Consider the following 24,927-nt stretch of genomic DNA (forward strand, 5'->3'; position numbering starts at 1 on the left):
CCGAGGATGCGCCGTGGAAGTACACGCTGCGCGAGGGCGCCAAGGGTGTCCAGCTTGCCGAGCTTGCCCAGCAAAGCTGGGCCGAGCGCCGGTGGGTCGATGTCCCGAAAATCGCTCGGTGAATAGGGGATAGGATCATGACAAGAAGCCTTCGTCTACCAACTGTCGGCGGCGCGCTTGCCGACTTCACGATCAGCAATGCGCCGCTGAGCGCGCCGGAAAAGCCGGCAGGCGGCCATCGTTTCAATCGCGTGGCCTATGCCGCCGCCCATATCGTCGTCGATCCCCTGGCGGACAATGATCCCTGGCTCGACCGTAACATCGACTGGGAGCGCACCATTGCGTTTCGCGAATATCTCTGGGATCTCGGCCTCGGTGTCGCGGAAGCCATGGATACCGCGCAGCGTGGCATGGGCCTCGATTGGACCGGGGCAAAGGAGCTGATCGCCCATGCGCAATCGGCGGCCCGCAATCGTTCGGATTCGCTGATTGCCTATGGCGCCGGTACCGACCACCTGCCGCCGGGGCCGGATGTGACGATCGACGATGTCATCCGCGCTTACGAGGAGCAGATCGCCTATGTCGAGGGGCAGGGCGGACGGATCATTCTGATGGCGAGCCGCGCGCTCGCCGCCGCCGCAAAGAGCCCGGACGACTATATTCGCGTCTATGACCGCATCCTCGGACAGGTGAAGGAGCCTGTCATGATCCATTGGCTCGGCTCGATGTTCGATCCGGCGCTCGCGGGTTACTGGGGGTCGAGCGACGACATGAAGGCGATGGATACGGCTGTCGCCATCATCAATCAGAATGCTGCCAAGGTCGATGGCGTGAAGATTTCACTGCTGTCGGCTGAAAAGGAAATCGTCATGCGTCGCCGGCTCGATCCGGCCGTGAAGATGTATACGGGCGACGATTTCAATTATGCAGAGCTGATCGCCGGCGACGAGCAGGGTTATTCGCACGCGCTTCTTGGCATCTTCGATGCTATCGCGCCGGCCGCGAGCGCTGGCCTGGCAAAGCTTGCCGAAAACGATCTCGACGCGTTCCACGAGATATTGGCACCGACCGTTCCGCTGTCGCGCCATATCTTCAAGGCGCCGACCCGTTTTTACAAGACTGGCGTCGTTTTCCTCGCCTATCTCAATGGCTTCCAGAACCATTTCCAGATGCTCGGCGGTCAGCAGAGCACCCGCTCGATCCAGCATCTTTCGGAGCTGTTCAGGCTCGCGGATGCTGCCCGCGTTCTACGCGATCCGGATATGGCCGCGCATCGCATGAAGACGATTCTTGCCACTGTCGGCATCGAATAGCGACCAAGAGGACCGGGGAGAAACATCGGAATGGCCGTAGAAGGACTGTCCATCAACCTGGCGACGGTGCGTCAGCAATATGACATGCGGCAGGCGGTGGACGCCTGCTTGAAGCAGGATATCGTCGCGATCGCACCTTGGCGCGATCAGGTGCATAAGATCGGGCTTTCAGAAGCCGCACGCATCGTCGCCGACAATAAGCTGCAGGTAACCGGCCTTTGCCGCGGCGGCATGTTTCCTGCCGCAAATGCCGAGGGCAGGGCGGCTGCAATCGAAGACAACAAGCGGGCAATCGATGAAGCAGCGGCGCTAAATGCCGATTGTCTCGTCCTCGTCGTTGGCGGTTTGCCTGAGGGATCGAAGGATATCGTTCACGCTCGGGAAATGGTCGCGGACGGTATTGCTGCGATCCTTCCGCACGCGCGCAACGCCGGAATTCCACTCGCGATCGAGCCGCTTCATCCCATGTATGCTGCCGACCGCGCCTGCGTGAACACGCTGGAGCAAGCGCTTGATATCTGCGATCTTCTTGGCGACGGCATCGGCGTTGCCATCGATGTCTACCACGTCTGGTGGGATCCGAAGCTTCACGAGCAGATTGCGCGTGCCGGCGCCGGAGGCCGTATTCTGGCGCATCATATTTGCGACTGGCTTGTGCCGACGACGGACCTGCTGCTGGATCGCGGCATGATGGGTGACGGCGTCATCGATCTCAAGCGCATCCGCGCCGAGATAGAGAAGGCAGGCTTTTCCGGCCTGCAGGAAGTGGAGATTTTCTCCCAGAATAATTGGTGGAAACGACCGGGTGAGGACGTTTTGTCCACCTGCATCGAGCGCTTCCGCAAGGTTTGCTGAGCCGCGCCCGGTTTGATCAATACGCGCAACAAAAAGCCGGGCCAACAAGTGGCCCGGCTCTATCGTTAAGTGATGATGCGACGGCTTATTCGGCCGAAACGATCTTGCCGCCTTCCCACTTGTAGAGCGAGAAGCTCTGCGAGGTGAGGTCGCCGGTTTCGCCGTAGGTAACCTTGCCGATCGCGGTGTCGATCGGTTCGCCCTTCTTGAGAGCCGTGCCGACGGCTTCTGCGTTATCAGCCTTGCCGGCCTTCTCGATGCCAGCCTTCAGCACTTCCACGGCAGCGTAAGCGTTGAGCGTGAAAGCTTCAGCCGGGATATTCTTTGCCTTGAGAGCGGCAACCGCGCTCTGCGAAGCAGGGTTCTTCAGGGCATCGGAAGCATTCGTGAAAAGAGTGCCGGCCGCAGAGTCGTTGGCGATCGCCCAGTATTCCGTGTTGGAAAGGCCGTCGCCGCCGATGATCTGTGCCTTGACCGAGATGTCATGCAGCTGGCGGGCAAGCAGACCTGCTTCCGGATGATAGCCGCCGAAATAGATGACTTCGACACCAGCCTGCTTCAGCTTCGATGTCAGCGCGCTGTAGTCCTTTTCGCCTGCCGTCAGCGAGTCGTTGACGACTTCCGTAACACCACCCTTGTTCAGGGTTGCCTTGAAGGCGTCGGCGAGACCTTTGCCGTAGGCGCCCTTGTCGTTGATGATTGCGATCTTCTTGTCCTTGAAGTTCTTCAGGACATATTCGGCGGCAACCGTCGCCTGCTGGTCGTCACGACCGCAGGTGCGCAGAATGTTGGTGAGGCCGCGATTGGTCAGGTCCGGAGCGGTTGCCGTCGGCGTAACCATCAGAATGCCGTTTTCGGACAGCGCGTCGGAAACCGGAATGGCAACGCCTGACGTAACCGGGCCGACGACGAAATGGATGCTTTCGCCGACAAAACCGTTGGCGACCGATACGCCCTGCTTCGGGTCGCCGGCATCATCGCCAAGCTTCAGAACGAGCTTCTGGCCGAGAACGCCGCCGCTCTTGTTGATTTCGTCCACGGCTGTCTGCGCGCCGTTCTTGACCTGTTCGCCGTAGGCCGCGACCGGGCCGGTCAGCGGTGCGATGAGGCCGATTGTGATGTCTGCATGCGCGAGCGGTGCGAAGGCCAGCGAAGCGACGAAGGTGGCGGCCGTCAATGTTTTCAGACTCATTTTCTCTCTCCTTGGATGAGCGCGGCAGCGCCCTTTGAACCCGCCCGCAATCGCCTGTCTCGACGCGCAAACTGCCGTAAGGCGTTCTTTTCAAGAAGACAGAGCTGATATTTAAGCCGATGTTTGCCTTCGGTCATTTTTTTATCTCGAAAGCCCCCATGAGGGTATTTTCTGTAGGAAAAATGTGACGATTCCGCAAGAAAATAACCTTCGTCGCGACAATTTTAGCGATTTTCCAAAAAATCTCATCGAGGGATGGTTGTTGCGCCTCGGCCGCGGCGGCTTAAGTAAAGATGACTGCTGAATCCAGCAGCAGCTGAAGCTGAAAACGCCAACCTCATTCTGCCATGAAAATATCGAGCAATACGCAACGTAACAGACTGAGGAGCCGTTGGGCAGGTGACAGACTTTGACGTTTCCAAACCCTATTTTGATCTCTGGCAGCTGATCGCGGATGGCGATCCGATCGTGACGCATTCGAGCCAGCTTTTTCCGGTGCGGCGGAACGGCGAGGCTGCCATGCTCAAGGTGGCGCTTGCTGCGGAGGAAAGATCGGGTGCCCAGCTGATGATATGGTGGAATGGCGTCGGTGCCGCCCGTGCCCTTGCGTATGAAGGCGATGCCATCTTGCTGGAGCGAGCGACGGGGGGACAATCTCTGGTCGAAATGGTGAGACACGGTGAAGACGACGAGGCAAGCCGCATCATTTGCAAGGCGGTCGCAGCGCTGCATGCTCGACGCGAGCCGTTTCTGCCGTCGTTGATCCCTCTCGTGCGTCGATTTCGTTCGCTGGAGCAGGCAGGCAGCCGTGAAGGTGGCGCCTTTGCGCGGTCTGCGGCGACTGCCCACGCGCTATTGTCTGAGCCTCGGCAGATTGTTGCGCTGCATGGCGATGTGCATCACGGTAACTTCCTGGACTTCGGCGAGCGCGGCTGGCTTGCGATCGACCCGAAAGGTCTGGTGGGGGAACGCGGTTTTGATTACGCCAACCTCTTTTGCAATCCTGACAACGCGGTTGCAACCAGCCCGGGCCGTCTCGCACGACAAGTTGGTGTTGTTGCCGAGGCTGCGGGTTTGGAGCGCCGGCGCCTGCTGCAATGGATCGTCGCCTGGGCCGGCCTTTCGGCGTCCTGGATGATCGAGGATGACATGGATGAGCTTGCTCGTTCCACACTTCGCGTAGCAGACATTGCTGCGGCAGAACTCGGTACAATCGCCCTTTAACCAACCAAGGCATCGTGCCAGGCTTGCCGATAGCGGCTCATGCCGCGCAGTTCGGCGCGGATCGGCCTGATATTCACGGCCTCAGGCGGGTGAATGCCTGTCAAGAGGGCCGCGCCCTGGCTGGTTCCCGTCGAGCCCGGCAAGGCGATAACCTCCCGCGCCGTCACCGCGGCAAGCCCGGTGATGTAGGCGCGATTGAGTGCGAATGGGCCTTCAAGGAATATCGGTCCTTTAGCGCCTGTCAACGTCAGGCAGGCCTCTGTCATCAGCGCAAGGTAAAGGCTGACTGCAGCAAGTCTCTCGGCAGGATTTTGAGCTTCACCAATCCAGCGCATGGCTTTGCCGGGAAACGGGCCGGATCCTTCGACCACGTTGGGGAGAAGCATGAGACCTTTTTCCATCACCGTTTCAAGAGCGTCATCGATGGCCGTGGCGGATGCGGTTCCGATCTCGGCCATGAGGATCTCGAATTCGCGCCCACCCATGAAACGAGCTGATGGCACGGCGCGACCATAGGCGTCGACATTGGCCAATGCGTCGCGTTCGGGATCGAGATGGTCGAGATCCCCCCCGACACCGAAAGTGATCACCCACGTTCCAGTCGAAACAACGGCAAATGGTGCCTCGTTTTGTACCAGATGCGGTAGAAGCGAAGCGTTGGAATCATGAATGCCGCAGTAAACCGGCAACTCCTTGTCCAATTCCATATCGACAGCGAGCGGTGGTATGACTGGACCGAGCACATCGAAAGCCGAACGCACCGGTGCCATGAGATCGTGAATTCCAAGCGTATCGACGAGAGAGGAATAGCTTCGCGTGGTCGGATTCCATAGATCGGTGTGGCAGCCCAGCGATGTCACCTCATTGGCGACGATGCCGGTCAACCGGAATGCCCAATATTGCGGGTAGCTAAGGATCGCCGCGACGCGTGTGAAATCCTTGGGAAAGGCGTTTTTCAGATAATGGATCTGTGCCCCGACATTAAGCCCGACCGACAAGCTCGGCGAAAACGTCTCGGCAAAATCCGGCCGCAACTGCCTATAGGCATCTTGAACCGCCTGGGGATAGCCGTGCTCATAGTCGAGAACCGGCATGGCAAGTCTGCCGTCAGCGCAAAGCATTGCCGCGCAGGCGCCGTGTGTGGTGATCGATATGGCATCGATTCCCGGCTTGCCGACAAAGTTCTTGAGCGCTGAAACGATGAAATCCCAAAGCGCTTCTATATCGTAATGCGGATAAGGCCCGGATTTGACGACGGTGTTTGCCATCCTGGCGGCGGCGATCTCTGCGCCCGTCGCGGCATCAAGCACGACCACCTTGGCGTTGGTTTTACCGATGTCGATCACAGCGATATGACGATAATCTGTCTCGATGCTCATGGCAGATGAAAGACCGTGACGAGATCACTCTGAACGGGCGAATTATCGGCATTGGTCGCCATGATATCGGCCATGTGCGCCCACCATTTCTTCATGACGGGATGCTCGGGCAGGCTTGCCATGGCGTGATCCTTTGGTCGCGTCAGTACGCCGAAGAGCGTGTTCGTCTCGCGATCGAGATGAATGGAATAGTCGCTCGCTCCCGCATGATGCAGCAGGTCCACCAGCTCCGGCCAGATTTCGTCGTGGCGCTTCCGGTATTCCGCTTCCATCCCGGGGTTGAGCTTCATCTTGAAGGCATGCCGTTCCAGCGCAGCGGTCATTTGGAGCTCATGGTCTTCAGGCGCCGCGCGACGATCGGCAACGCAATGGTGATGATAAGGAGGAGGCCAATGAAGATCGACATGACAATACCAGGCACGTTGAGGAGACCGAGACCGAAAGTGACGAGCCCCATGACGAAGGCGGCGATGACGACACCGCCGATCGTGCCTGAGCCGCCAAGGATCGACACGCCGCCGAGTACGACCATGGTCACGACTTCCAGCTCCCAGCCGAGCGCGATCGAGGGGCGCGTGGAGCCAAGGCGCGAGGTGAGGCAGACGGCGGCGATGCCGCTCATGATGCCGGTCAGGAGAAACAGGATGAATTTCACCCGCTCGACCGGAATGCCCGAGAAGCGCGCGGCAAAATCATTGTTGCCGATCGTATAGACCTGCCTGCCGAAATTCGTTGCATGCAGCAGGATCGCAAAGGCAATCGCGAGCACGATGAACAGCACGAATTCGAACGAGAAGACCCAGACGACATAACCTTGGCCGAAATAGGCAAAACTATCCGGATAGTTGCCATAGGCTTGGTCGCCGAGCACGATGTAGGAAATGCCGCGAAACAGGCTCATCGTGCCGATGGTAACGACGATCGACGGCAGCTTCATCACGGAGACGAGGAAGCCATTGAAGATGCCGCAGACCAGACCGACGCCGATGCCGATCGCGACGAGGCCGGGCGTGTCGACGCCGACTTGCGCGGCGGCGCCCATGGCTGTCGAGGCGAGCGCAATGATGGCTGCGACCGATAGGTCGATTTCACCTGATATGACAAGCAGCGCCATGGCAAAGGCGATCATCGCCTTTTCGGTAAAGTTGAAGGTGGCGTCCGAAAGATTGAAGGGATCCAGAAAATAAGGCGAGGCCAGCGAATTGAAGATGAAGATCACGACCGCGACGCCAAAGAGCAGCGTTTCCCAGCTCGACAAAATACGTTTGAAAGGAGTGCCGAGGCGATCCGGAATGGCGCGCTTTTCCGCCGTTGTCGCTTGCGAAGCGTTGGTCATGCGATTGCTCCCTCGCTGGCGGTGTCTTTTGCTGCCTGATCCCTGAGGATGATGCGACCACGATTGCGCTCGCGCCGGGCGTTGAAGACGACCGCAAGGATGATGACGGTGCCGGAGATTGCCATCTGCGTGAACGGAGAGATACCGATCACCGGGAGCGCATTTTTAATGACGCCGAGGAAAAGGGCGCCCAACACGGCGCCAGCAACCGAACCGACACCGCCTGCGATCGAAATGCCGCCGATGACGCAGGCCGCCACGCTGTCGAGCTCGAAGCCGTTTGCGATGTCGACATAAGCCACCGCATAGCGCGAGACCCAGAGATAGCCGCTGAGGCCTGCAAGTGCGCCAGACAGAACGAAGGCGAGGAACCGCGTCCAGCCGACATCGATGCCGGCATAGACGGCGGCTACCGGATTGCCGCCGCTCGCATAGGCCGAGCGGCCGAACTGCGTATAGCGCAGCACCAGAAACATCATCAGCACGATCGCGATGCCGATCCACGCAAGCACCGGCAGGCCGAGAAGCTGTGTGCGCGGTACGTTCAGGAATATCGGCGTGAACTGATGCGCATTGACCCAGGCACCCCCCGACAAGACAAACGCCATGCCGCGATAGATTGTCAGGGTTCCGAGCGTGACGACAATTGGCGGGATTTCCAAGGCCCAGACGAGATAGCCGTTGATGGCGCCGAGAACCGCACCCATCAGGATTGCCGTGACGACGAGCGCGACCAGCGGAATATCGGGATAGGCCGCGTTCAGCATCGCGACCGCCATGCCCGTCAGCGCCAGGTTGGCTGCGACGGACAGATCGATCGATTTCGTCAAGATGACCGTCATCTGGGCAAGGGCCAGGATGATGAGGATTGAGGTGTCGTTGAAGATGTTGGCGAGGTTGGCGGGCTCGGCAAAACCGGCTGCTCGCATTGCGAACCCGGCTATCATCACGACGATAATAATGAAGAGCAGGGTCTCTCGTCTTTTGAGGATACGTGGCATCCGGCTCTCCCTATGCATTTCCCGTGGCGGCACGGACGAGTGTTTCCGGTGTCAGCTCCCCGCGGTCAAAAAGACCGGCCGACAGGCCCTCTTTCATAACGAGCACCCGATCCGCCATGCCGATAATCTCGGGCAGTTCGGAAGAGATCATGATGATGCTGAGGCCTTCAGCCGCCAGCTCGCTGATGAAGCCATGAACGGCTGCCTTCGAGCCGATGTCGATCCCCTTGGTGGGTTCGTCGAGGATGATGATCTTCGGCTGTGTCGCCAGCCATTTGCCGATGACCACCTTCTGCTGATTGCCGCCTGACAGCGTGCCGACTGGCACGGATAGGGCGGCGGCGCGCAGATCGAGCCGTTCGGCATATTTGCGGGCAAGAGCGAATTCGTTGGCCGCCTTCAGGAAGCCCTTCCGCGATGTCCGCCCGAGAGAGGGTAGCGACATATTCTGATAGATCGGCATCGGCAGCGCCAAGCCGTGACGGCCACGCTCTTCCGGCACGTAGACGATGCCGGCGCCGATAGCATCCTGAGGCGATCGGATCTGGATTTCCCGACCGTCCAGCGTCAGGCGGCCCGAGAGCGGTCTGGTGATGCCGAAGAGCGATTGACAAAGCTCCGAGCGCCCGGCGCCGATCAGGCCGTAGACGCCGAGAATTTCGCCGCGTCGCAGCTTGAAGGAAATGTCGCGGAACTCCGTGCGGTGACAGTATTTCTCGACTTCGAGAACGGTATCGCCGAGCGATACCTCAACCTTGGGAAATGCGTTGCCGACATCGCGTCCGACCATCATACGGACGATCTCGTCCTGCGGCGTCGCTTTCAGCTCGCCATGACCAACGGCACGGCCGTCGCGAAAGACGACGAAATTGTCTGCGATCTCATAGAGTTCATCAAATTTGTGGCTGATGAACAGGATCGCCTTGCCCCTTGCCTTCAAACCTTCGACGATGCGAAAGAGATCATCGATCTCCTTGCGCGAAAGGGCGGCGGTGGGCTCGTCCATGATGACGATACGAGCCTCGATCGACAAAGCGCGTGCAATTGCGACAAGGTGGCGCTGCGCGATGGAGAGGTCTTTCAGACGTGTAGAGGGATCGATCGCGCTTTCGAGCGATAGCAGGAGCTCCTTCGACCGATTGTTCATCGTCTTCCAGTCGATGGTGCGCCAGGATGTGCGTGGCGCATGTCCGAGGAATATGTTTTCGGCAACGGTCAACTCGTCGAATAGCACCGTTTCCTGATGGATCGCCGTGACGCCGGCATCGATGGCCGCCTGCGCATGGGCAAAAGCTGTCGATTTGCCATCGACAAGGATCTCGCCTTCGTTCGGGCGGTATATGCCGGTCAGGATTTTGACGAGGGTGGATTTGCCGGCGCCGTTTTCGCCGATGAGCGCGGTGACCTTGCCTGGATAGAGCGAAATGCTGACGCCATCCAACGCCTTGACGCCGGGGAAGATCTGCGAAATGCCGCGCATTTCCAGAATGGCCTGATTGTTCGCGGCAGGTGCGTCCGCCGAGGGTCGTTGAAGAACTGTGGTCATCAGCAATGTACCGGATCAATGAAACCAGGTCCGGCGGCTGATGCCGCCGGAGAGCTGCGAGTTCGATTTTCGATCAGAAAACCTTGGAGAACTGATCGATGTTCGAAGCGTTGTAGACGAACGGATCGGCCATGGCGGCTTCGCCGTTTTCGCCAACCTTGATCTTGCCCATGCGGCCGGCATTGATCTCGCTGCCCGGCTTGCCGTCGGTCTCGCCCTTGACGAGGCGATAGGCAATCTGGGTTGCGGAATAGCCGAGATCGATCGGGTTCCAGATCGCGAATTCCTTGGTCGCGCCGGACTTGATCGCGCCGGCCATTTCAGACGGCAGGCCGAGACCGGTCACGTAGACCTTGCCGATTTTGCCGGCATCCTTGACGGCCTGCGATGCGGCGAGCACGCCAACGGTTGTCGGAGCGACGATGACCTTGACTTCCGGGTGCGAGGTCAGGAGGCCCTGGGCTTCACGATAGCTCTTGTCCGAGAGATCGTCACCATAAACGGTCGTGACGAGGTTGAGGCCCGGGAAATCCTTGAGCTGCTTCTTCATCTCGCCGATCCAGATGTTCTGGTTGGTCGAGGTGGTCGTTGCCGACAGGATGGCGAAGTCGCCCTTGCCGCCGTCGAGATGATCCTTGGCGAGCGTGAGGCACATCTTGCCGATCAGCTCATTCGACGAAGGGTTCAGCTGCAGGATGCGGCCGGCCTTGGCGACGCCGGAGTCCCAGGAGATGACCTTGATGCCACGCTGCGCTGCTTTCTTGAGGGCAGGCACAACGGCGTCGGGATCGTTTGCGGAAATCGCGATGGCATCGACGCCCTGTGCGATCAACGAGTTGATCACTTCGATCTGGCCTTCGGCCGTGGTCGAGGTCGGGCCGGTGTAGATCACCTGCACGCCGCCGAGATCCTTGGCAGCTTCCTGGGCGCCCTTGTTGGCGGCTTCAAAGAAGCCGTTGCCCAGCGACTTTACCACGAGACCGATCTTGATATCTTTTGCACTGGCCGCGCCGGCGAAAAGCGTGGCGGCGAGCGCAACCCCAAGCGCCAGTTTCTTTGCTATATTCATGTCACTTCCTCCCAAAGTTAATAGGTATGCTCACCCCACCTGAGCCGCGCTTCTCATGCGACTGACGGGGAATCTTCCTCCTCGGCCTGAGCCGAAACATTCGCGATAATGAGTGAAATGCCCGCGTCTTCGATCATGCGAACGGTATCGGGCGAAATGCCGTCATCGGTGATGATGGTCGAGACCTGTTCGAGCGGGCAAAGGATCAGGCTGGAGCGCTGACGGAACTTGCTCGAATCCACCATGACGACGAGTTCGTCGGCCTGGCGCATGAGCTTCTGCTCGCTCTGGATGACCAGAGCGTCGGCCTCCATGACGCCAAGCGGGCCGACGCCCTGGGCGCCGATGAACATGCGCCGGGCATAGAAATTGCGAATGGTGTCATTGTCGAACGGCGAGAGGATCAGACTCTGCTCGCGATAAATCGCGCCACCCGGCACCGTCACGGTGTTTTTCGAATGTTTGACCAGATGCTCGGCAATAGCGAATGAGTTCGTCATTACCTGAAGCCGGAAGGCCGAGATGTAATGCACCAGCTGGAACGTCGTCGTTCCACCATTGATGATGATGGCGTCGCCTGGATTGCAGAGTTCGGCGGCCTTGCGCGCAATTGCGCGTTTCCTATCGATATTGACGGCTTCAGAGACGCGGAAAGGCCGTGCCGCCAGATTGCCAAGCTGCGGAGGATGAATCGATTCTGCGCCGCCGCGCACACGGCGGATCTTTCCCTGAACATGCAGGGCGGCGATATCACGGCGTATCGTCGCTTCCGAAGCCTCTGTCAGCTCCGATATATCCTGAATCGTCACCACAGACTTTTCCTGTACGGCGCTCAGAATAATGCGATGGCGTTCACGTTCGTGCATCGGCTCCTCCTTGAGGGCGGTTATTTCGTAAATATGACAATGTGTCAATCATAAACGATCATAAACTTTCATATTGCATCGCAACATTATCGTTTTTGATCGTTTTCGATTGACAAAGCGACGGTGGGTGAGCGATATCCTGCTCACAAAGGGCGGCTCCATCCTGGTTTGATCCGCCCGAAGACTTGATTTCAAGGGAGGATGATATGGCGGCTGACGTTCAGCTTCTGAAGAACCGTTGGGATGATGCATATGCTGATGGACTCGATGAGCCGGGCAAGCTGCTTTATCGGTCGAATCTGCTCGGTGCCGACAAGCGTATCACCAACTACGGCGGCGGCAACACCTCGGCCAAGGTCATGGAAACCGACCCGCTCTCGGGCGAAAAGGTTAGGGTATTGTGGGTCAAGGGCTCCGGTGGCGATGTCGGCACCATCAAGCTCGATGGCTTCGCCACGCTCTATCAGGACAAGCTCGACAGCCTGAAGAACATCTATCAGGGTGTCGCCGACGAAGATCGTATGGTCGGCTTCCTGCCGCATTGCACCTTCAACCTCAATGCTCGCGCCGCTTCCATCGATACGCCGCTGCATGGCTTTGTGCCGTTCACCCATGTCGATCACATGCATCCCGACGCGATCATCGCCATCGCCGCTTCGAAGAATTCGCGCGACCTGACACGCGAAATTTTTGGCGATGACATCGGCTGGCTCCCGTGGCGTCGTCCGGGCTTCCAGCTCGGGCTCGATCTTGAAGCCTTCGTCAAGGCGCATCCGAATTCCAAGGGCGTTGTCCTCGAAAGCCATGGTCTTTTCACCTGGGCCAATGATGCGAAGGAATGCTACGAGCTGACCCTTCAGACCATCAACAAGGCGATCGAATGGTTTGCCGCCAAGACCGAAGGCAAGACCATTTTCGGTGGTTCGGTGGTCGAAAGCCTGCCGCAGGCGGAACGCCGCGCCATCGCCGCCCGGCTGATGCCTGAGATTCGCGGCCGCATCGGCAAGGCAGAGCGCAAGCTCGGTGATTTCGATGATCAGAACGCCGTGCTCGAATTCGTCAATTCGAAGAGCCTCCGCCCGCTCGGCGCGCTCGGCACCAGCTGCCCGGATCATTTCCTGCGCACGAAGATCCGCCCGTTGATCGTCGACTTCGATCCGGCGAAGCCCGATGTCGACGCCGTGATCGCTGGTCTCGACAAGGCGCTGGAGGACTATCGCGCCAACTACGCACGCTATTATAATGATTGCAAGCACGACAATTCGCCTGCCATGCGCGATCCGAACCCGGTGATCTTCCTCGTTCCAGGCGTCGGCATGCTGTCTTTCGCTCGTGATAAGGCAACCGCCCGCATAGCCGGCGAATTCTACGTCAACGCCATCAACGTCATGCGCGGCGCATCCACGGTGTCCGAATATCAGGGTCTGCCCGAGCAGGAAGCCTTCGATATCGAATACTGGCTGCTGGAGGAGGCGAAGCTGCAGCGCATGCCGAAGCCGAAGAGCCTTGCCGGCCGCGTTGCCTTCGTGACCGGCGGTGCCGGCGGCATCGGCCGCGCCACGGCCGCGCGCCTGGTGGGCGAGGGTGCTTGCGTTGTTCTGGCTGACATCGACCAGGCAGCACTTGAGAGTACCCAGGCAGACTTTGCGAAAATGTTCGGTGCCGACGCCGTGCGAAGTGTCAAGCTCGACGTGACGAAGGAAGATGCCGTCATCTCCTCCTTCGTCGAGGCTTGCGTCGAGTTTGGTGGCGTCGACATTCTCGTGTCGAATGCCGGCATTGCATCGTCCGCGCCGATCGAAAGCACCGAGCTTTCGATGTGGAACCGCAACATGGATATTCTCGCGACCGGATACTTCCTCGTGTCGCGTGAAGCCTTCCGCCTATTCCGACGGCAAAACCTAGGCGGCAACGTCGTCTTTGTCGCATCGAAGAACGGCCTGGCCTCGTCGCCGAATGCCGCTGCCTACTGCACGGCCAAGGCCGCCGAAATCCATCTCGCCCGCTGCCTGGCACTGGAGGGCGCGGAAGCGGGTATCCGTGTGAACACCGTCAATCCCGACGCCGTTCTGCGCGGCTCGAAGATCTGGAACGGTGAATGGCGCGAGCAGCGCGCGGCCTCCTCCAAGATCGAGGTGGACGAGCTGGAGGAACATTACCGCAAGCGTTCGATGCTGAAGCTCAATGTCCTGCCCGAGGACATTGCCGAGGCAATCTATTTCCTGGCCTCGGACCTCTCCGCCAAATCGACCGGCAATATCATCAACGTTGACGCCGGCAACGCGCAGAGCTTCACGCGCTGATTTCAAATAGCCTGCGCCGCCGCTATCTTTGCCGGCGCGGGCCTTCATCGTTTGGGAGGAAAGAATGGCCGAGTTTAGAATTGCGCCCGATCTGGTTGCTGCAGAAAACGACAAGCGCGCCGCTGCGCTGAAATCCGATTATGAGGCGCTCGGCGCCACGCTTGCCCGTCGTGGCGTTGATATCGAGGCCGTCACGAAGAAGGTATCGGAATTCTTCGTTGCCGTCCCTTCCTGGGGGGTCGGTACCGGCGGTACGCGCTTTGCCCGTTTTCCCGGCACCGGCGAGCCGCGCGGTATTTTCGACAAGCTCGACGATTGCGCCGTCATCCAGCAGCTGACCCGCGCGACGCCCAGGGTTTCGCTGCATGTTCCCTGGGACAAGGCCGATCCGCGTGAACTGAAGGCCAAGGGCGAGGCACTCGGCCTTGGCTTCGATGCCATGAACTCCAACACCTTCTCGGATGCGCCGGGCCAGGCACATTCCTACAAGTTCGGCTCGCTCAGCCATGTCGATGCGGCAACCCGCGCCCAGGCCGTCGAGCACAACATCGAATGCATCGAGATCGGCGAGGCGATCGGCTCGAAGGCGCTGACTGTATGGATCGGTGACGGCTCGAATTTCCCCGGCCAGACGAATTTCACCAAGGCGTTCGAGCGCTATCTCGCCGCCATGGCCGATATCTACAAGGCGCTACCGGATGACTGGCGCCTGTTCTCCGAACATAAAATGTACGAGCCGGCCTTCTATTCGACTGTGGTTCAGGATTGGGGCACCAACTATCTGATCGCGCAGACGCTCGGCCCCAAGGCGCATTGCCTTGTCGACCTCGGTCATCACGCGCCGAACACGAATATCGAGATGATCGTCGCGCGCCTTATTCAGTTCGGCAAGCTCGGAGGCTTCCACTTCAACGATTCCAAGTATGGCGACGACGATCTCGACGCCGGTGCGATCGAGCCTTATCGTCTGTTCCTCGTCTTCAACGAACTGGTCGATGCCGAGCGCCGTGGCGTCAACGACTTCAATCCGGCCCACATGATCGACCAGTCGCACAACGTCACGGACCCGATCGAGAGCCTTATTTCCAGCGCCAACGAGATCCGTCGTGCCTATGCCCAGGCGCTGATCGTCGATCGCAATGCACTCGGCGATTATCAGGAAGCAAATGACGCCCTGATGGCCTCGGAGACGCTGAAGCGTGCCTATCGCGCCGATGTCGAGCCCATCCTCGCCGAAGCGCGCCGCCGGGCCGGTGGTGCGATCGATCCGGTCGCTACCTATCGGCAGAGCGGCTATCGCCGCAAGGTTGCCGCGGAGCGGCCCGCCTCGGTCGCCGGTAGCGGCGGCATCATCTGATATGCTCGATTGCCGGCGGACGCGTTCGGCATTCGATGGCTCTCCGGTGACCGGCCCCTCGCGATCGCTCATGATCGGTTATGAGCGATCTCCATATTCGGCTCGCATGTGTACGCCAATGCTGCGTCGCTCCTCAAGATACTGAAGATACCTGCATATTTGTCATGTTCGTTTGGCAAGTTCGATATCGACGTCGGAAGGCTCGGTTCCGGGCATGGTGCTTTTGTCTTCCAGATTTATATCCGCCGTGAATTCACTTTCGAGTGGCCCGGCTACGGGAATTGAGTATGGTCGATTGCAAATGGTTCGCCGTGATTTGGCAGCACCTGCTACCTTCATTGACAGAGCCTGTTTTCGATAGGTGAGGAAAGACGATGACGACTGATATTAACGGTTTTGCCGGGCGTCTGAAGCGCCGCGAGAATGGCGGCATGATCTCCGGTTGGGTCGGTATTCCCGATCCGATGCTCGTCAATCACCTGGCACAGGAAGATTTCGATACCGTCGTGCTCGATATGCAGCATGGCATGTGGGACATGACGTCTGCTGCAAGCGGCATTGCCCATGTCAGGTTGGCCGGAAAGCCGGCAATCGCCCGTATCCCCGTTGGCGATTTCGCGTCGGCTTCGCGGCTTCTGGACGCAGGTGCTTCCGCCATCATTGCACCGATGATCAATTCTGCAGATGATGCCCGTGCCCTGGTGAAGGCGACGAAATATCCGCCGCTCGGCGAGCGTAGTTGGGGGCCTTCCCTTGCGCTCAATCATTTCGGCATTCCGGCTGAAGACTATTTGCAGAGCGCAAATAGCCTGACCGTCACGATTGCCATGGTGGAAACCCGAACGGCTCTGGATGCCATCGATGAAATTCTGGCCGTCGACGGTATCGACGGCATTTTTGTTGGCCCCTCGGATCTATCCATTGCGCTTTCGAATGGCGCCCGGTTGGCCCCCGACAGCGCCGCGATCGACCAGGCGCTGGCAACTGCGCTTGCACGCTGCCGCGCCCACGGCAAGGTGATCTGTGCTTTTGGCGGCGATGGCGCCCGTGCCGGAGAATATCTGAAGCTTGGCCTCGATCTGGTTATTGCCGGCACGGAAACGGCGCAACTCAGGGCTGGTGCGCGCACTGCCATTCAGGCGGCGCGGAAAAGCGCTGGCCAAGTGTGACGTGACAGCCGTGCATCAACGGCTTTGGGATATGCGGTTCATTCCATGACGTTGGGTGTCACGTCTAGATCTGCCATTGCGTTGGCAGATCTAGACGCTGGAATGCTCAGCGATGAGTGCCGGGCTTGTCAGTTGACAAGCTTGACATAGCAAGGATTGTAAGACTCTTCGCCACAACTGCTGCGCGCTTTCGCGGGCGTGATCGTATTTTGGATCGCGATGGCGACAAGCGATACGGCGATGACCGTCAAAACAACTCTCGTATATTTATCCATGATTTCCCCCAGGAACAGAAAGATGAAAACGGTTGCATCTTAAAATTGATTTTCTGAACGGATCCTGAATATTAATGCCTAAGGTTGCATACGAGCGGTGCATTGTAGACTCTCCACGCCTAGTTTGGGCGGCAGCCCATGCTTGCATCCTCGCCGGTCAGGGGGCATTCTCCCGCTGAGATGGCGGAGCGAAATAATTTGTCGAAACTACAGGGATTGTCTGTTGGACGCGGTTTGCGGCGGGAGGCAGGCCAGCGCGTGACGCTGCGGACGGTTGCGACAGCGCTCGGTCTTTCGGTTACGACAGTCAGCCGCGCCCTCAAGGAAGGTCCCGAAGTCAATCGCGAAACGATCGAATTGGTCAAGCGCGTTGCGGGTGAGCTCGGTTATCGCCCAAATCTTGGCGGCATCAACCTGCGCACGGGCAAAACCCACGCCATCGGCATCGTACTTCCATTCGGGCGCGAGGGGGAAATGAACATCGTCGTTGCCTCGCTGATCGAAGGCGCATCGCGATACATGAAGGCGCGAGGATATCGGACGACAATCGTTCCGCAATTGCAAGCGGATGACCCTCTTGCGACGGTGCGCGATATTGTCGAGGAGGGATCGGTGGACGGCATTGTCATCACCCATACGACCCCACAGGACGATCGCGTCAAATATCTGCTGGAGGTCGGCATGCCCTTTGTTACCTTCGGGCGTACCGAGCTTTTGAGCGTGCATCCCAGTATCGATCTCGATCATGAGGTGATTGGTGCCGAGGCTGCGCGTCTGCTCCTGGATGCGGGGCATTCCATGCCTTTGCTGATTGCGCCTAGCCATGACTTCACCTATGGGCTGCAATTCGTTCGCGGTTGGCGCAAGACGTTTGCCGAGCGCAATCTTCAGGCTCAGGATGATTGCATTTATGTTACGACGACCACGCCCGACAATGGGCGCGATATGGCAAAGGGCATCATGGCCTTGAAACCAGATGCCACCGCAGCTTTCGTGGCGAGCGAAGAGGCGGCTCTGGGCTTTCTTGCGGGCTTGCGCGATGTCGGGCGAGAGGTGGGCAAGGATTTTGCGCTGATCACCTATGGCGGCACGGCGTTACCCGGTTTTTTCAATCCGCCGCTCAGTACGTTCCATTACTCCAACCATGCCGTTGGCGAACGATTGGCGGCTTTTCTGCACCGGGCTATCGCCGGTGAAAATCCTGGTGAGCTCAGCGAAGTTGTCCGCGCCGTCTTTGTGGATCATCATAGCCAGACGTTTCACGCCTGAATGATAAATAGTCCGGTGTGAGCAGACGCAGAGAAAGCATTCGTAACGTTACGAATTTTGAAACCCGTCAGGTTTTTGTGCTGATATACCAGAAAATAAGCTGTTGACAGCTGGTGTGTTTTTAATAATCGTAACGTTACGAATTGCCGGATTGAAGCGAGGAGGCTTGCCGGCAAGGCATATCGGTGTCGGCGCGGAGGCCATGCCGTGAGCATAGATCCGCATTCCAAGGGAGGGTGACGTGAGCCAGGGCTCGCTTTTTTTCGGATCGCCAATCTGGACGTTCAACTGGAACCCGCCCTATCAGGCGCCGCTGCGGCGACTTGCGCGAACGGGCTGCAAGGGGTTTGAACTCACGGCATGGTCGGTGGACATGCTTGCCTACTACACGCCGGAGACCATTCGCGAGCTCAAGGCGATTGCTGACGGAGAAGGATTGGTACTCACCAATTTTTTCTTCAACCTGCCATTCAGCCGGGCGGCGAATGCGGCGGTCTCCAAAGTTGATCTTGAAGGTTACAAGCGCGGCATGGACGTTGCGGCCGCGATCGGCACACCCATCGTTACCAGCATGACGCCCTATCCTTTCCAGTCCGACGTCAAGCCGATCCTGCAGCGACCCATTTCGCAGGAGTGGAGCGCAGCCGTCGAGCCGCAATGGGATTGGACCGGCGAATACGAAGCTGTGGTTGATGGCTTCGACCAGGCATGTGAGATCGCAGCCTCCGCGGGGTTGCGGGTGGCCATCGAGCCGCATCCCTACCGGTGGGTCAGTTCAGGTCAGGGCATGTTGCGTTTGATCGAGCGTACAGGTGCGGCCAATCTGGGCTTGAATTTCGATCCGAGCCATCTCTTTCCGGCCGGCGATATGCCGCATTATGTCGTGCTCGCACTCGGCAACCGCATCTTCAACACGCATTTTTCCGACAATGAGGGCCACACCAATGCCCATTGGCGCCCGGGGCGTGGCAAGATCGATTGGAAGGCAATTTTCGCAGCACTTCAGACGATCGGCTATTCCGGCCCGATTACGCTCGAGCTGGAGGATGCGCCGGGAGCTTCCCACTGGACCCATTTCCGCGAAGCGACGCCGGAATTCGACGACGAAATGCGACGCGGGATGGACTATCTGCGCGCCGCTGCGGCTGAACTCGATATCACCATTTCCTAAAGGTCAATCCAATGAGCAATGAACCCATGAAGGTCGGCATCGTCGGCGCCGGCAACATCAGTGCCACTTACGTCGCGACGTTGCATATGTTTGATTTCATCCGCGTGAAATCGGTCTACGACCTCTACGATACCTCGGCCCGCAAGCTTGCCGAGCAGTTCGGCATCCAGGCTGTGGCGCTGGATGCCATGCTCTCCGATCCAGAAATCGGCCTGATCATCAATCTGACAACGCCGGTCTCACATTACGCTATCAGCAAGAAGGCGCTTTTGGCGGGGAAGCATGTCTATTCGGAAAAGCCGCTCGGCATATCCATGGCTGAGGCCGAAGAGTTGATGGCTATCGCTCGGGCGGGGGATCTGCGTCTCGGCTGCGCGCCTGACACCTTCCTTGGCGGCGGTCATCAATTGACGCGCCGGCTGCTCGATGAGGGCCGCATCGGCAAGACGATCTCCGCGACGGCCATGCTGCTATTGCCCGGCCATGAGCATTGGCACCCCAATCCGGCCTTCTTCTACGGGCGCGGTGGTGGGCCGATGCTGGATGTCGGACCTTATTACGTCACCAATCTGATTGCCCTGCTCGGCCCCGTACGCGAGGTCTTCGGCACTGCGAAGATCACGCGCATCGAACGTACGGTTAAGACCGATCCGCATCGCGGTGAGACGCTCAAAGTGTTAGTGCCGACGCATCTGACCGGGGTGATGGAGTTCCATAGTGGCGCGACCGTCACCATTGCCACCAGTTTCGATGTGATCAAGCACAAGCATAATCAGATCGAGCTATACGGGTCGGAAGGCACCATGGTGACGCCGGATCCCAACAACTTCACCGGCAAGGTCGAGCTGTTCCGGGACGGCGCCGAGGCGTGGGAAGAGATTCCGGTCGATCACCCCTATACGGAGGGTGTGCCAGGACATCTGGGCCTGCGTGGGCTCGGAGCTGCGGAAATGGTGGATTCCCTTCGCTCCGGCCGACAACACCGGGTGTCTTCTGAGCTTGCATTTCATGCACTTGAGGTCATGACGGCTTTCGAGCGCTCCTCCCAGTCTCGCGGAGTGGTTGCAATTCATAGTAGCTGTGGCCGTCCGGACCCGATTTCGCCTGCAATTAAAGAGGGACGTTTCGCATAGGTTGCGCTATAGGTTGGGAAAATGCAGTCCTTTTGGACTGCGGGCTTGACGAGGGGCAATGCCTGAGGAAGCATTGCCCACTTGCCGAAGGGAATGGAGGCCCGACGGCATGGTTTTTGGAGGATCATGAATTTCGGCATCCAATGTCTGGAGACGGCGGCGGCTGAACAAAGGCGTTAGGAGAACGCCGTCACAGGAGGAGGAACGCATGCGCAAATTGATGATGGCATTGGTCGGCGCCACGGCACTGATCACGGCAAGCGCTACCGGCGCCCTGGCCGAAGGCAAAAAAGCCGAAGTTCTGCATTGGTGGACATCCGGTGGCGAAGCCGCCGCTGTGAAGGAGCTCGCCAAAGCCTTCAACGCCGCCGGCGGCGAATGGGTCGATACCGCAATTGCGGGGTCCGGCTCGACCGCTCGTCCGATCGGCATCAACCGTATCGTCGGCGGCAATCCACCGACGGCCATGCAGTTCAACACCGGCACGCAGATGAACGATCTGGCACAGCAGGGCTTGCTGCGACCGCTCGACGACCTAGCAAAGGAACAGGATTGGAAATCGGCTCTGACGCCGGCGTTTTATCAGGCCATCCAGTATAATGGTCATATCTATGGCGCGCCGATCAACGACCATGGCCAGAACTGGGTCTTTTACTCTAAAGCGGTCTTTACCAAGGCCGGCGTGACCGAGGAGCCCAAGACCTGGGATGAAATGTTTGCCGCACTCGACAAGATCAAGGCAGCCGGTCTGATACCGATTGCTGTCGGCGGCCAGCCTTGGCAGTTGCAGTCCATGTTCAACGCCATCCTTCTCGGCGAGGGCGGTAAGGAACTCTATGGCAAGGTCTGGAAAGACCTCGATACCGATGCGGTGAAATCCGATAAATTCAAACATGTGGCAGAGGTTTTCGCCAAGCTGCGTAATTATCAGGATCCCGGCAGCCCGAACCGTGACTGGAACGTTGCCACAGGTATGCTGGTTGACGGCAAGGCCGGCATCCAGTTCATGGGGGACTGGGCCAAGGGTGAGTTCATCCACGCCAACATGGTTGCCGACAAGGATTTCGGATGCATTCTCGGACCGGGTGAAGCCAACTTCATGATGGGCGGCGACATCTTCGTCTTCCCGGTTCTCAAGGACAAGACGGCGACCGACGCGCAGACATTGCTTGCAACTGTCATCATGTCGAAGGAGGGCCAACTCGCCTTCAATTCCAAGAAGGGGTCCGTGCCCGTTCGTCTCGACGTCGATACCTCGAAGCTTGATGCCTGCGCTCAGAAAGGCCTCAATGCGCTCAAGGATCCGAGCCGCCAGATCCTGGCACCCGATGTGCTGACCCCGCAGGATATTGTTCAGACCGAAGGCGACCTCATCGCGCAGTACTGGACGACACCCAGCATGACGGTGGATCAGTTTGCCGATCAGTTTGCGCAGGTGATTGAACAGGCGAAGTAAGCCTCGATCGACATCCATGCGGCGGCAGGTTCGCCTGCCGCCGGTTTCCATGAATGCTGAGGAGGAGTGCGCCCATGAGCAGCCCAGATACGAGCGCCACCGCCGTCAAGGCGGCCGCTATGCCTGCCGGCGCCAGCCGCAGGAAAATCCATATCTCGCCCTACGTGGCGCTGTTGCCGGCTTTTGTCATCGTTCTTCTTGCCTATGTCGTTACCGTTGTCTGGAACATCTGGATATCGTTCACGGACAGCAAGCTGTTGCCGGTCAACATCTTCGTCGGTACGAAGCAATATGAGCGCCTGTTCTCGACCGCGCGTTGGTTGATATCTCTGCAGAACGTCGTGGTTTTCGGGGTCTTGTTCATTGCGGGCTGTCTGATCCTCGGTTTTCTTCTGGCCGTTGCACTCGACCAGAAGGTTCGTTTCGAGAACACCTTCCGGACGATCTTTCTCTATCCTTTTGCCATGTCCTTCATCGTCACGGGTCTTGTCTGGCAGTGGATCATGAATCCGACGCTCGGCCTGCAGAAGGTGGCCGACAGCATCGGCTTCACGTGGTTCCGTTTCGACTGGATCGTCCAGAGCGATCTGGCGCTCTATGTCATCGTTCTGGCCGGCATATGGCAATCGACGGGTCTGGTGATGGCGATCATGCTGGCGGGGTTGCGTGGTGTCGATCGGGAACTTTGGAAGGCGACACGCATCGACGGCATCCCGAGCTGGAGGGTCTATCTCCACATCGTCATTCCGATCTTGAGACCGACCATCATCACCGCGAGCGTGCTTCTGGCGATCGCCGTGGTCAGGGTCTACGAACTGGTGCTGGCAACGACCGGCGGCGGCCCGGGAATATCGACCGAAGTGCCGGGCAAGTTCATCATGGATTACCTGTTTGGTCGCGGCAATATCGGTCTTGCGACAGGCGCTTCAACGGTCATGTTCATCACCGTGGTCATCGTGGTGACGCCTTGGCTTTACTATGAATATTTCCGAGAAAAGCCGAGGGGGAACTGATGAGCGTACCGTCTTCCACCACCGCTGCCATGCAGGGGCCGACCGGGCGCAAGCCGCAGCATCTGACCCCAGGCCGCATCGGGCTTTACGCCTTTCTCGTTCTCGCGGCCCTCTTCTTCCTGCTGCCGCTTTATGTGATGCTGGTCACCTCGTTCAAATCCATGCCCGAAATCCGCCAGGGGAATATCTTTGCCTTTCCCGCAGTGTGGACGAGCGACGCCTGGGTTCAGGCATGGAGCACAGCCTGTACCGGCCTTGAATGTGGCGGCATCAGCGTCGGCTTCTGGAACTCCGTGAAGATCCTCATTCCGAGCATGATCCTTTCCATCTTCATTGCCTCACTGACCGGCTACGCCCTGTCGTTCTGGCGGGTGAGGGGCGCAAATGTACTCTTCGCCATTTTGCTGCTTGGCGCCTTCATACCCTATCAGGTGTTCATCTACCCACTGGTCCTGATCTATCGCGATATCGGCATCTATTCCACGCTACCTTGCATCATCATCACGCATACGGTTTTTGGCCTGCCGGTGCTGACTTTGCTCTTTCGCAACTATTATTCGAGCCTGCCGATGGAACTCTTCAAGGCGGCGCGCATCGACGGCGCCGGGCTCTGGCAGATTTTCTTTCGGTTGATGATTCCGATGTCGATCCCGATCCTGGTGGTGGCAGCTATCCTGCAGGTCACCGGCATCTGGAACGACTTTCTCTTCGGTGTCGTTTTTGCCGGCCGCGAAAACTTCCCCATGACGGTTCAGCTCAACAACATCGTCAACTCCACCCAGGGCGAGAAGCTCTACAACGTCAACATGGCGGCAACCATTCTCACCGCCCTGGTGCCGCTGATCGTTTATTTCGGCTCTGGTCGATGGTTCGTACGCGGTATCACTGCCGGCGCAGTCAAGGGGTAGCTCATGGCCAATGTTTCCATTCGCGAACTTGCAATCGATTTCGGTGCCGTCAACGTTCTGAAATCTCTCAATCTTGAAATCCAATCCGGCGAGTTCATCGTCCTGCTGGGGCCATCTGGCTGTGGCAAGTCGACCTTGCTCAATGCGATTGCCGGACTGACCGACATCACCGACGGTCAGATCTGGATTGGCGACAGGAACGTTACCTGGGAGGAGCCGAAGGACCGCGGTATCGGCATGGTCTTTCAGTCCTATGCGCTTTATCCAACCATGACGGTCGAAGGAAATCTCTCTTTCGGGTTACGGATCGCCGGCATGGCCAAGGAGGAGATCGCCCAGCGCGTCAACCGCGCCGTCCAGATTCTGCAGATCGACCCCTTGCGCAAGCGTCGGCCGGGAGAATTATCCGGCGGCCAGCGCCAGCGTGTCGCAATCGGCCGCGCGCTGGTGCGCGATGTCGATGTCTTCCTGTTTGACGAGCCGCTTTCCAATCTCGATGCCAAGCTTAGAACTGAACTGCGTGTCGAGTTGAAGCGCCTGCACAGCGGCCTCGGCTCCACGATGATCTATGTGACGCATGATCAGATCGAGGCGCTGACACTTGCAGATCGCATTGCCGTGATGAGTGGTGGCGTCATTCAACAGTTCGCCTCGCCCAAAGAGATCTATCGCCGTCCAGTCAACCGCTTCGTTGCCGGCTTTGTCGGCTCGCCTTCGATGAATTTCCTGTCGGGGGAGGTGACGAGCAACGGTGGCGTGCCTGCCTTCACTTTACCGGATGGTCGCAAGGTCGATCTCAACGGCTACGAATTTTCCGGCACGCCCGGCGACGGGCGCAAGGCCACACTCGGCGTTCGCCCCGAGCAGATGCAGTTTCAGCCGACAGGCGGCCGGGTTTCGAACCTGCCGGCGACTTTCACCATCGTCGAACCCATGGGCTCGGACAACTTGATCTGGGGTCAGGTCGGCAAGGAGACGATGTCCGTGCGCATCGATGCTGACGACGAGATCGCGCTCAACAGCGAGCAGCCAGTCTATTTCCAGCCGGCGCTCGCATCGTTGTTCGATGAGGACGGACGTCGCATCTGACGT

Annotated in this window: 21 protein-coding genes and 1 pseudogene; 14 read left to right on the forward strand and 8 right to left on the reverse strand. The window is 58.7% G+C overall.

The window, feature by feature from the left end; genetic code table 11:
- The 3 genes and pseudogenes from HGP17_RS27070 to HGP17_RS27080 form a co-directional block, all read left to right on the forward strand.
- Positions 1-122: pseudogene (locus HGP17_RS27070) on the forward strand (gfo/Idh/MocA family oxidoreductase); the annotation flags it as partial.
- 15 nt (positions 123-137) lie between these two features.
- Complete coding sequence (locus tag HGP17_RS27075) at positions 138-1,313, forward strand: dihydrodipicolinate synthase family protein (protein ID WP_168813784.1); 1,176 nt, start codon at positions 138-140, stop codon at positions 1,311-1,313.
- Between the two features lie 30 nt (positions 1,314-1,343).
- Positions 1,344-2,168 carry a sugar phosphate isomerase/epimerase gene (locus HGP17_RS27080; protein WP_168813786.1) on the forward strand — a complete coding sequence of 275 codons (825 nt, stop codon included), beginning with the start codon at positions 1,344-1,346 and terminating at the stop codon, positions 2,166-2,168.
- A gap of 85 nt (positions 2,169-2,253) precedes the next feature.
- Here HGP17_RS27080 and HGP17_RS27085 read toward each other — a convergent pair whose 3' ends face one another.
- Positions 2,254-3,360, reverse strand: a complete 1,107-nt coding sequence (locus HGP17_RS27085; protein ID WP_168813788.1) for a branched-chain amino acid ABC transporter substrate-binding protein — start codon at positions 3,358-3,360, stop codon at positions 2,254-2,256.
- 399 nt (positions 3,361-3,759) lie between these two features.
- Here HGP17_RS27085 and HGP17_RS27090 point away from each other — a divergent pair, with 399 nt between their 5' ends.
- Positions 3,760-4,584 (forward strand): aminoglycoside phosphotransferase family protein, encoded by an 825-nt coding sequence (locus tag HGP17_RS27090; RefSeq protein ID WP_168813789.1) that lies wholly within the window; start codon positions 3,760-3,762, stop codon positions 4,582-4,584.
- On the opposite strand, the gene HGP17_RS27095 is transcribed toward HGP17_RS27090, so the two are convergent.
- The 7 genes from HGP17_RS27095 to HGP17_RS27125 form a co-directional block, all read right to left on the reverse strand.
- A complete protein-coding gene (locus HGP17_RS27095) occupies positions 4,581-5,963 on the reverse strand; it encodes an FGGY-family carbohydrate kinase (RefSeq protein WP_168813792.1) in 1,383 nt (460 codons plus the stop codon). The genes HGP17_RS27090 and HGP17_RS27095 overlap by 4 nt on opposite strands.
- A complete protein-coding gene (rhaM, locus tag HGP17_RS27100) occupies positions 5,960-6,286 on the reverse strand; it encodes an L-rhamnose mutarotase (RefSeq protein ID WP_168813794.1) in 327 nt (108 codons plus the stop codon). Before rhaM ends, HGP17_RS27095 begins: the two co-directional genes overlap by 4 nt.
- Positions 6,283-7,299 (reverse strand): ABC transporter permease, encoded by a 1,017-nt coding sequence (locus HGP17_RS27105; protein WP_168813796.1) that lies wholly within the window; start codon positions 7,297-7,299, stop codon positions 6,283-6,285. The genes rhaM and HGP17_RS27105 overlap by 4 nt, the downstream gene beginning before the upstream one ends.
- Entirely contained in the window at positions 7,296-8,300 is a 1,005-nt protein-coding gene (locus tag HGP17_RS27110) for an ABC transporter permease (protein WP_168813798.1), read from the reverse strand. The genes HGP17_RS27105 and HGP17_RS27110 overlap by 4 nt, the downstream gene beginning before the upstream one ends.
- 10 nt (positions 8,301-8,310) lie before the next feature.
- Complete coding sequence (locus tag HGP17_RS27115) at positions 8,311-9,846, reverse strand: sugar ABC transporter ATP-binding protein (protein ID WP_168813800.1); 1,536 nt, start codon at positions 9,844-9,846, stop codon at positions 8,311-8,313.
- Between the two features lie 73 nt (positions 9,847-9,919).
- Positions 9,920-10,915 (reverse strand): rhamnose ABC transporter substrate-binding protein, encoded by a 996-nt coding sequence (gene rhaS / locus HGP17_RS27120; protein WP_168813802.1) that lies wholly within the window; start codon positions 10,913-10,915, stop codon positions 9,920-9,922.
- Positions 10,916-10,968: 53 nt separating this feature from the next.
- A complete protein-coding gene (locus tag HGP17_RS27125) occupies positions 10,969-11,781 on the reverse strand; it encodes a DeoR/GlpR family DNA-binding transcription regulator (RefSeq protein WP_168813804.1) in 813 nt (270 codons plus the stop codon).
- Between the two features lie 206 nt (positions 11,782-11,987).
- Here HGP17_RS27125 and HGP17_RS27130 point away from each other — a divergent pair, with 206 nt between their 5' ends.
- The 10 genes from HGP17_RS27130 to ugpC all read left to right on the forward strand — a co-directional run bounded on the left by HGP17_RS27130 (position 11,988) and on the right by ugpC (position 24,924).
- A complete protein-coding gene (locus HGP17_RS27130) occupies positions 11,988-14,084 on the forward strand; it encodes a bifunctional rhamnulose-1-phosphate aldolase/short-chain dehydrogenase (protein WP_168813806.1) in 2,097 nt (698 codons plus the stop codon).
- Between the two features lie 64 nt (positions 14,085-14,148).
- Positions 14,149-15,441, forward strand: a complete 1,293-nt coding sequence (gene rhaI, locus HGP17_RS27135) for an L-rhamnose catabolism isomerase (protein ID WP_168813808.1) — start codon at positions 14,149-14,151, stop codon at positions 15,439-15,441.
- Positions 15,442-15,815: 374 nt separating this feature from the next.
- Positions 15,816-16,610 carry an aldolase/citrate lyase family protein gene (locus tag HGP17_RS27140; RefSeq protein ID WP_168813810.1) on the forward strand — a complete coding sequence of 265 codons (795 nt, stop codon included), beginning with the start codon at positions 15,816-15,818 and terminating at the stop codon, positions 16,608-16,610.
- Between the two features lie 473 nt (positions 16,611-17,083).
- Complete coding sequence (locus HGP17_RS27145; protein ID WP_168813812.1) at positions 17,084-18,154, forward strand: LacI family transcriptional regulator; 1,071 nt, start codon at positions 17,084-17,086, stop codon at positions 18,152-18,154.
- A gap of 241 nt (positions 18,155-18,395) precedes the next feature.
- Positions 18,396-19,325 (forward strand): sugar phosphate isomerase/epimerase family protein, encoded by a 930-nt coding sequence (locus tag HGP17_RS27150; protein WP_168813814.1) that lies wholly within the window; start codon positions 18,396-18,398, stop codon positions 19,323-19,325.
- Positions 19,326-19,336: 11 nt separating this feature from the next.
- The gene (locus HGP17_RS27155; RefSeq protein ID WP_168813816.1) at positions 19,337-20,458 is read left to right on the forward strand and encodes a Gfo/Idh/MocA family oxidoreductase; all 1,122 of its coding nucleotides are present in this window, start codon (positions 19,337-19,339) and stop codon (positions 20,456-20,458) included.
- A gap of 208 nt (positions 20,459-20,666) precedes the next feature.
- Entirely contained in the window at positions 20,667-21,914 is a 1,248-nt protein-coding gene (locus HGP17_RS27160) for an ABC transporter substrate-binding protein (RefSeq protein WP_246704244.1), read from the forward strand.
- A gap of 74 nt (positions 21,915-21,988) precedes the next feature.
- Positions 21,989-22,927 carry a sugar ABC transporter permease gene (locus tag HGP17_RS27165; RefSeq protein ID WP_246704245.1) on the forward strand — a complete coding sequence of 313 codons (939 nt, stop codon included), beginning with the start codon at positions 21,989-21,991 and terminating at the stop codon, positions 22,925-22,927.
- Positions 22,927-23,835, forward strand: coding sequence for a carbohydrate ABC transporter permease (locus HGP17_RS27170; protein ID WP_168813818.1), 909 nt, complete (start codon positions 22,927-22,929; stop codon positions 23,833-23,835). Before HGP17_RS27165 ends, HGP17_RS27170 begins: the two co-directional genes overlap by 1 nt.
- 3 nt (positions 23,836-23,838) lie before the next feature.
- Complete coding sequence (gene ugpC / locus HGP17_RS27175; RefSeq protein ID WP_168813820.1) at positions 23,839-24,924, forward strand: sn-glycerol-3-phosphate ABC transporter ATP-binding protein UgpC; 1,086 nt, start codon at positions 23,839-23,841, stop codon at positions 24,922-24,924.
- The last annotated feature ends 3 nt before the right edge of the window (positions 24,925-24,927 follow it).

This window comes from Rhizobium sp. P38BS-XIX (genome assembly GCF_012641435.1).
Classification (GTDB): domain Bacteria; phylum Pseudomonadota; class Alphaproteobacteria; order Rhizobiales; family Rhizobiaceae; genus Rhizobium.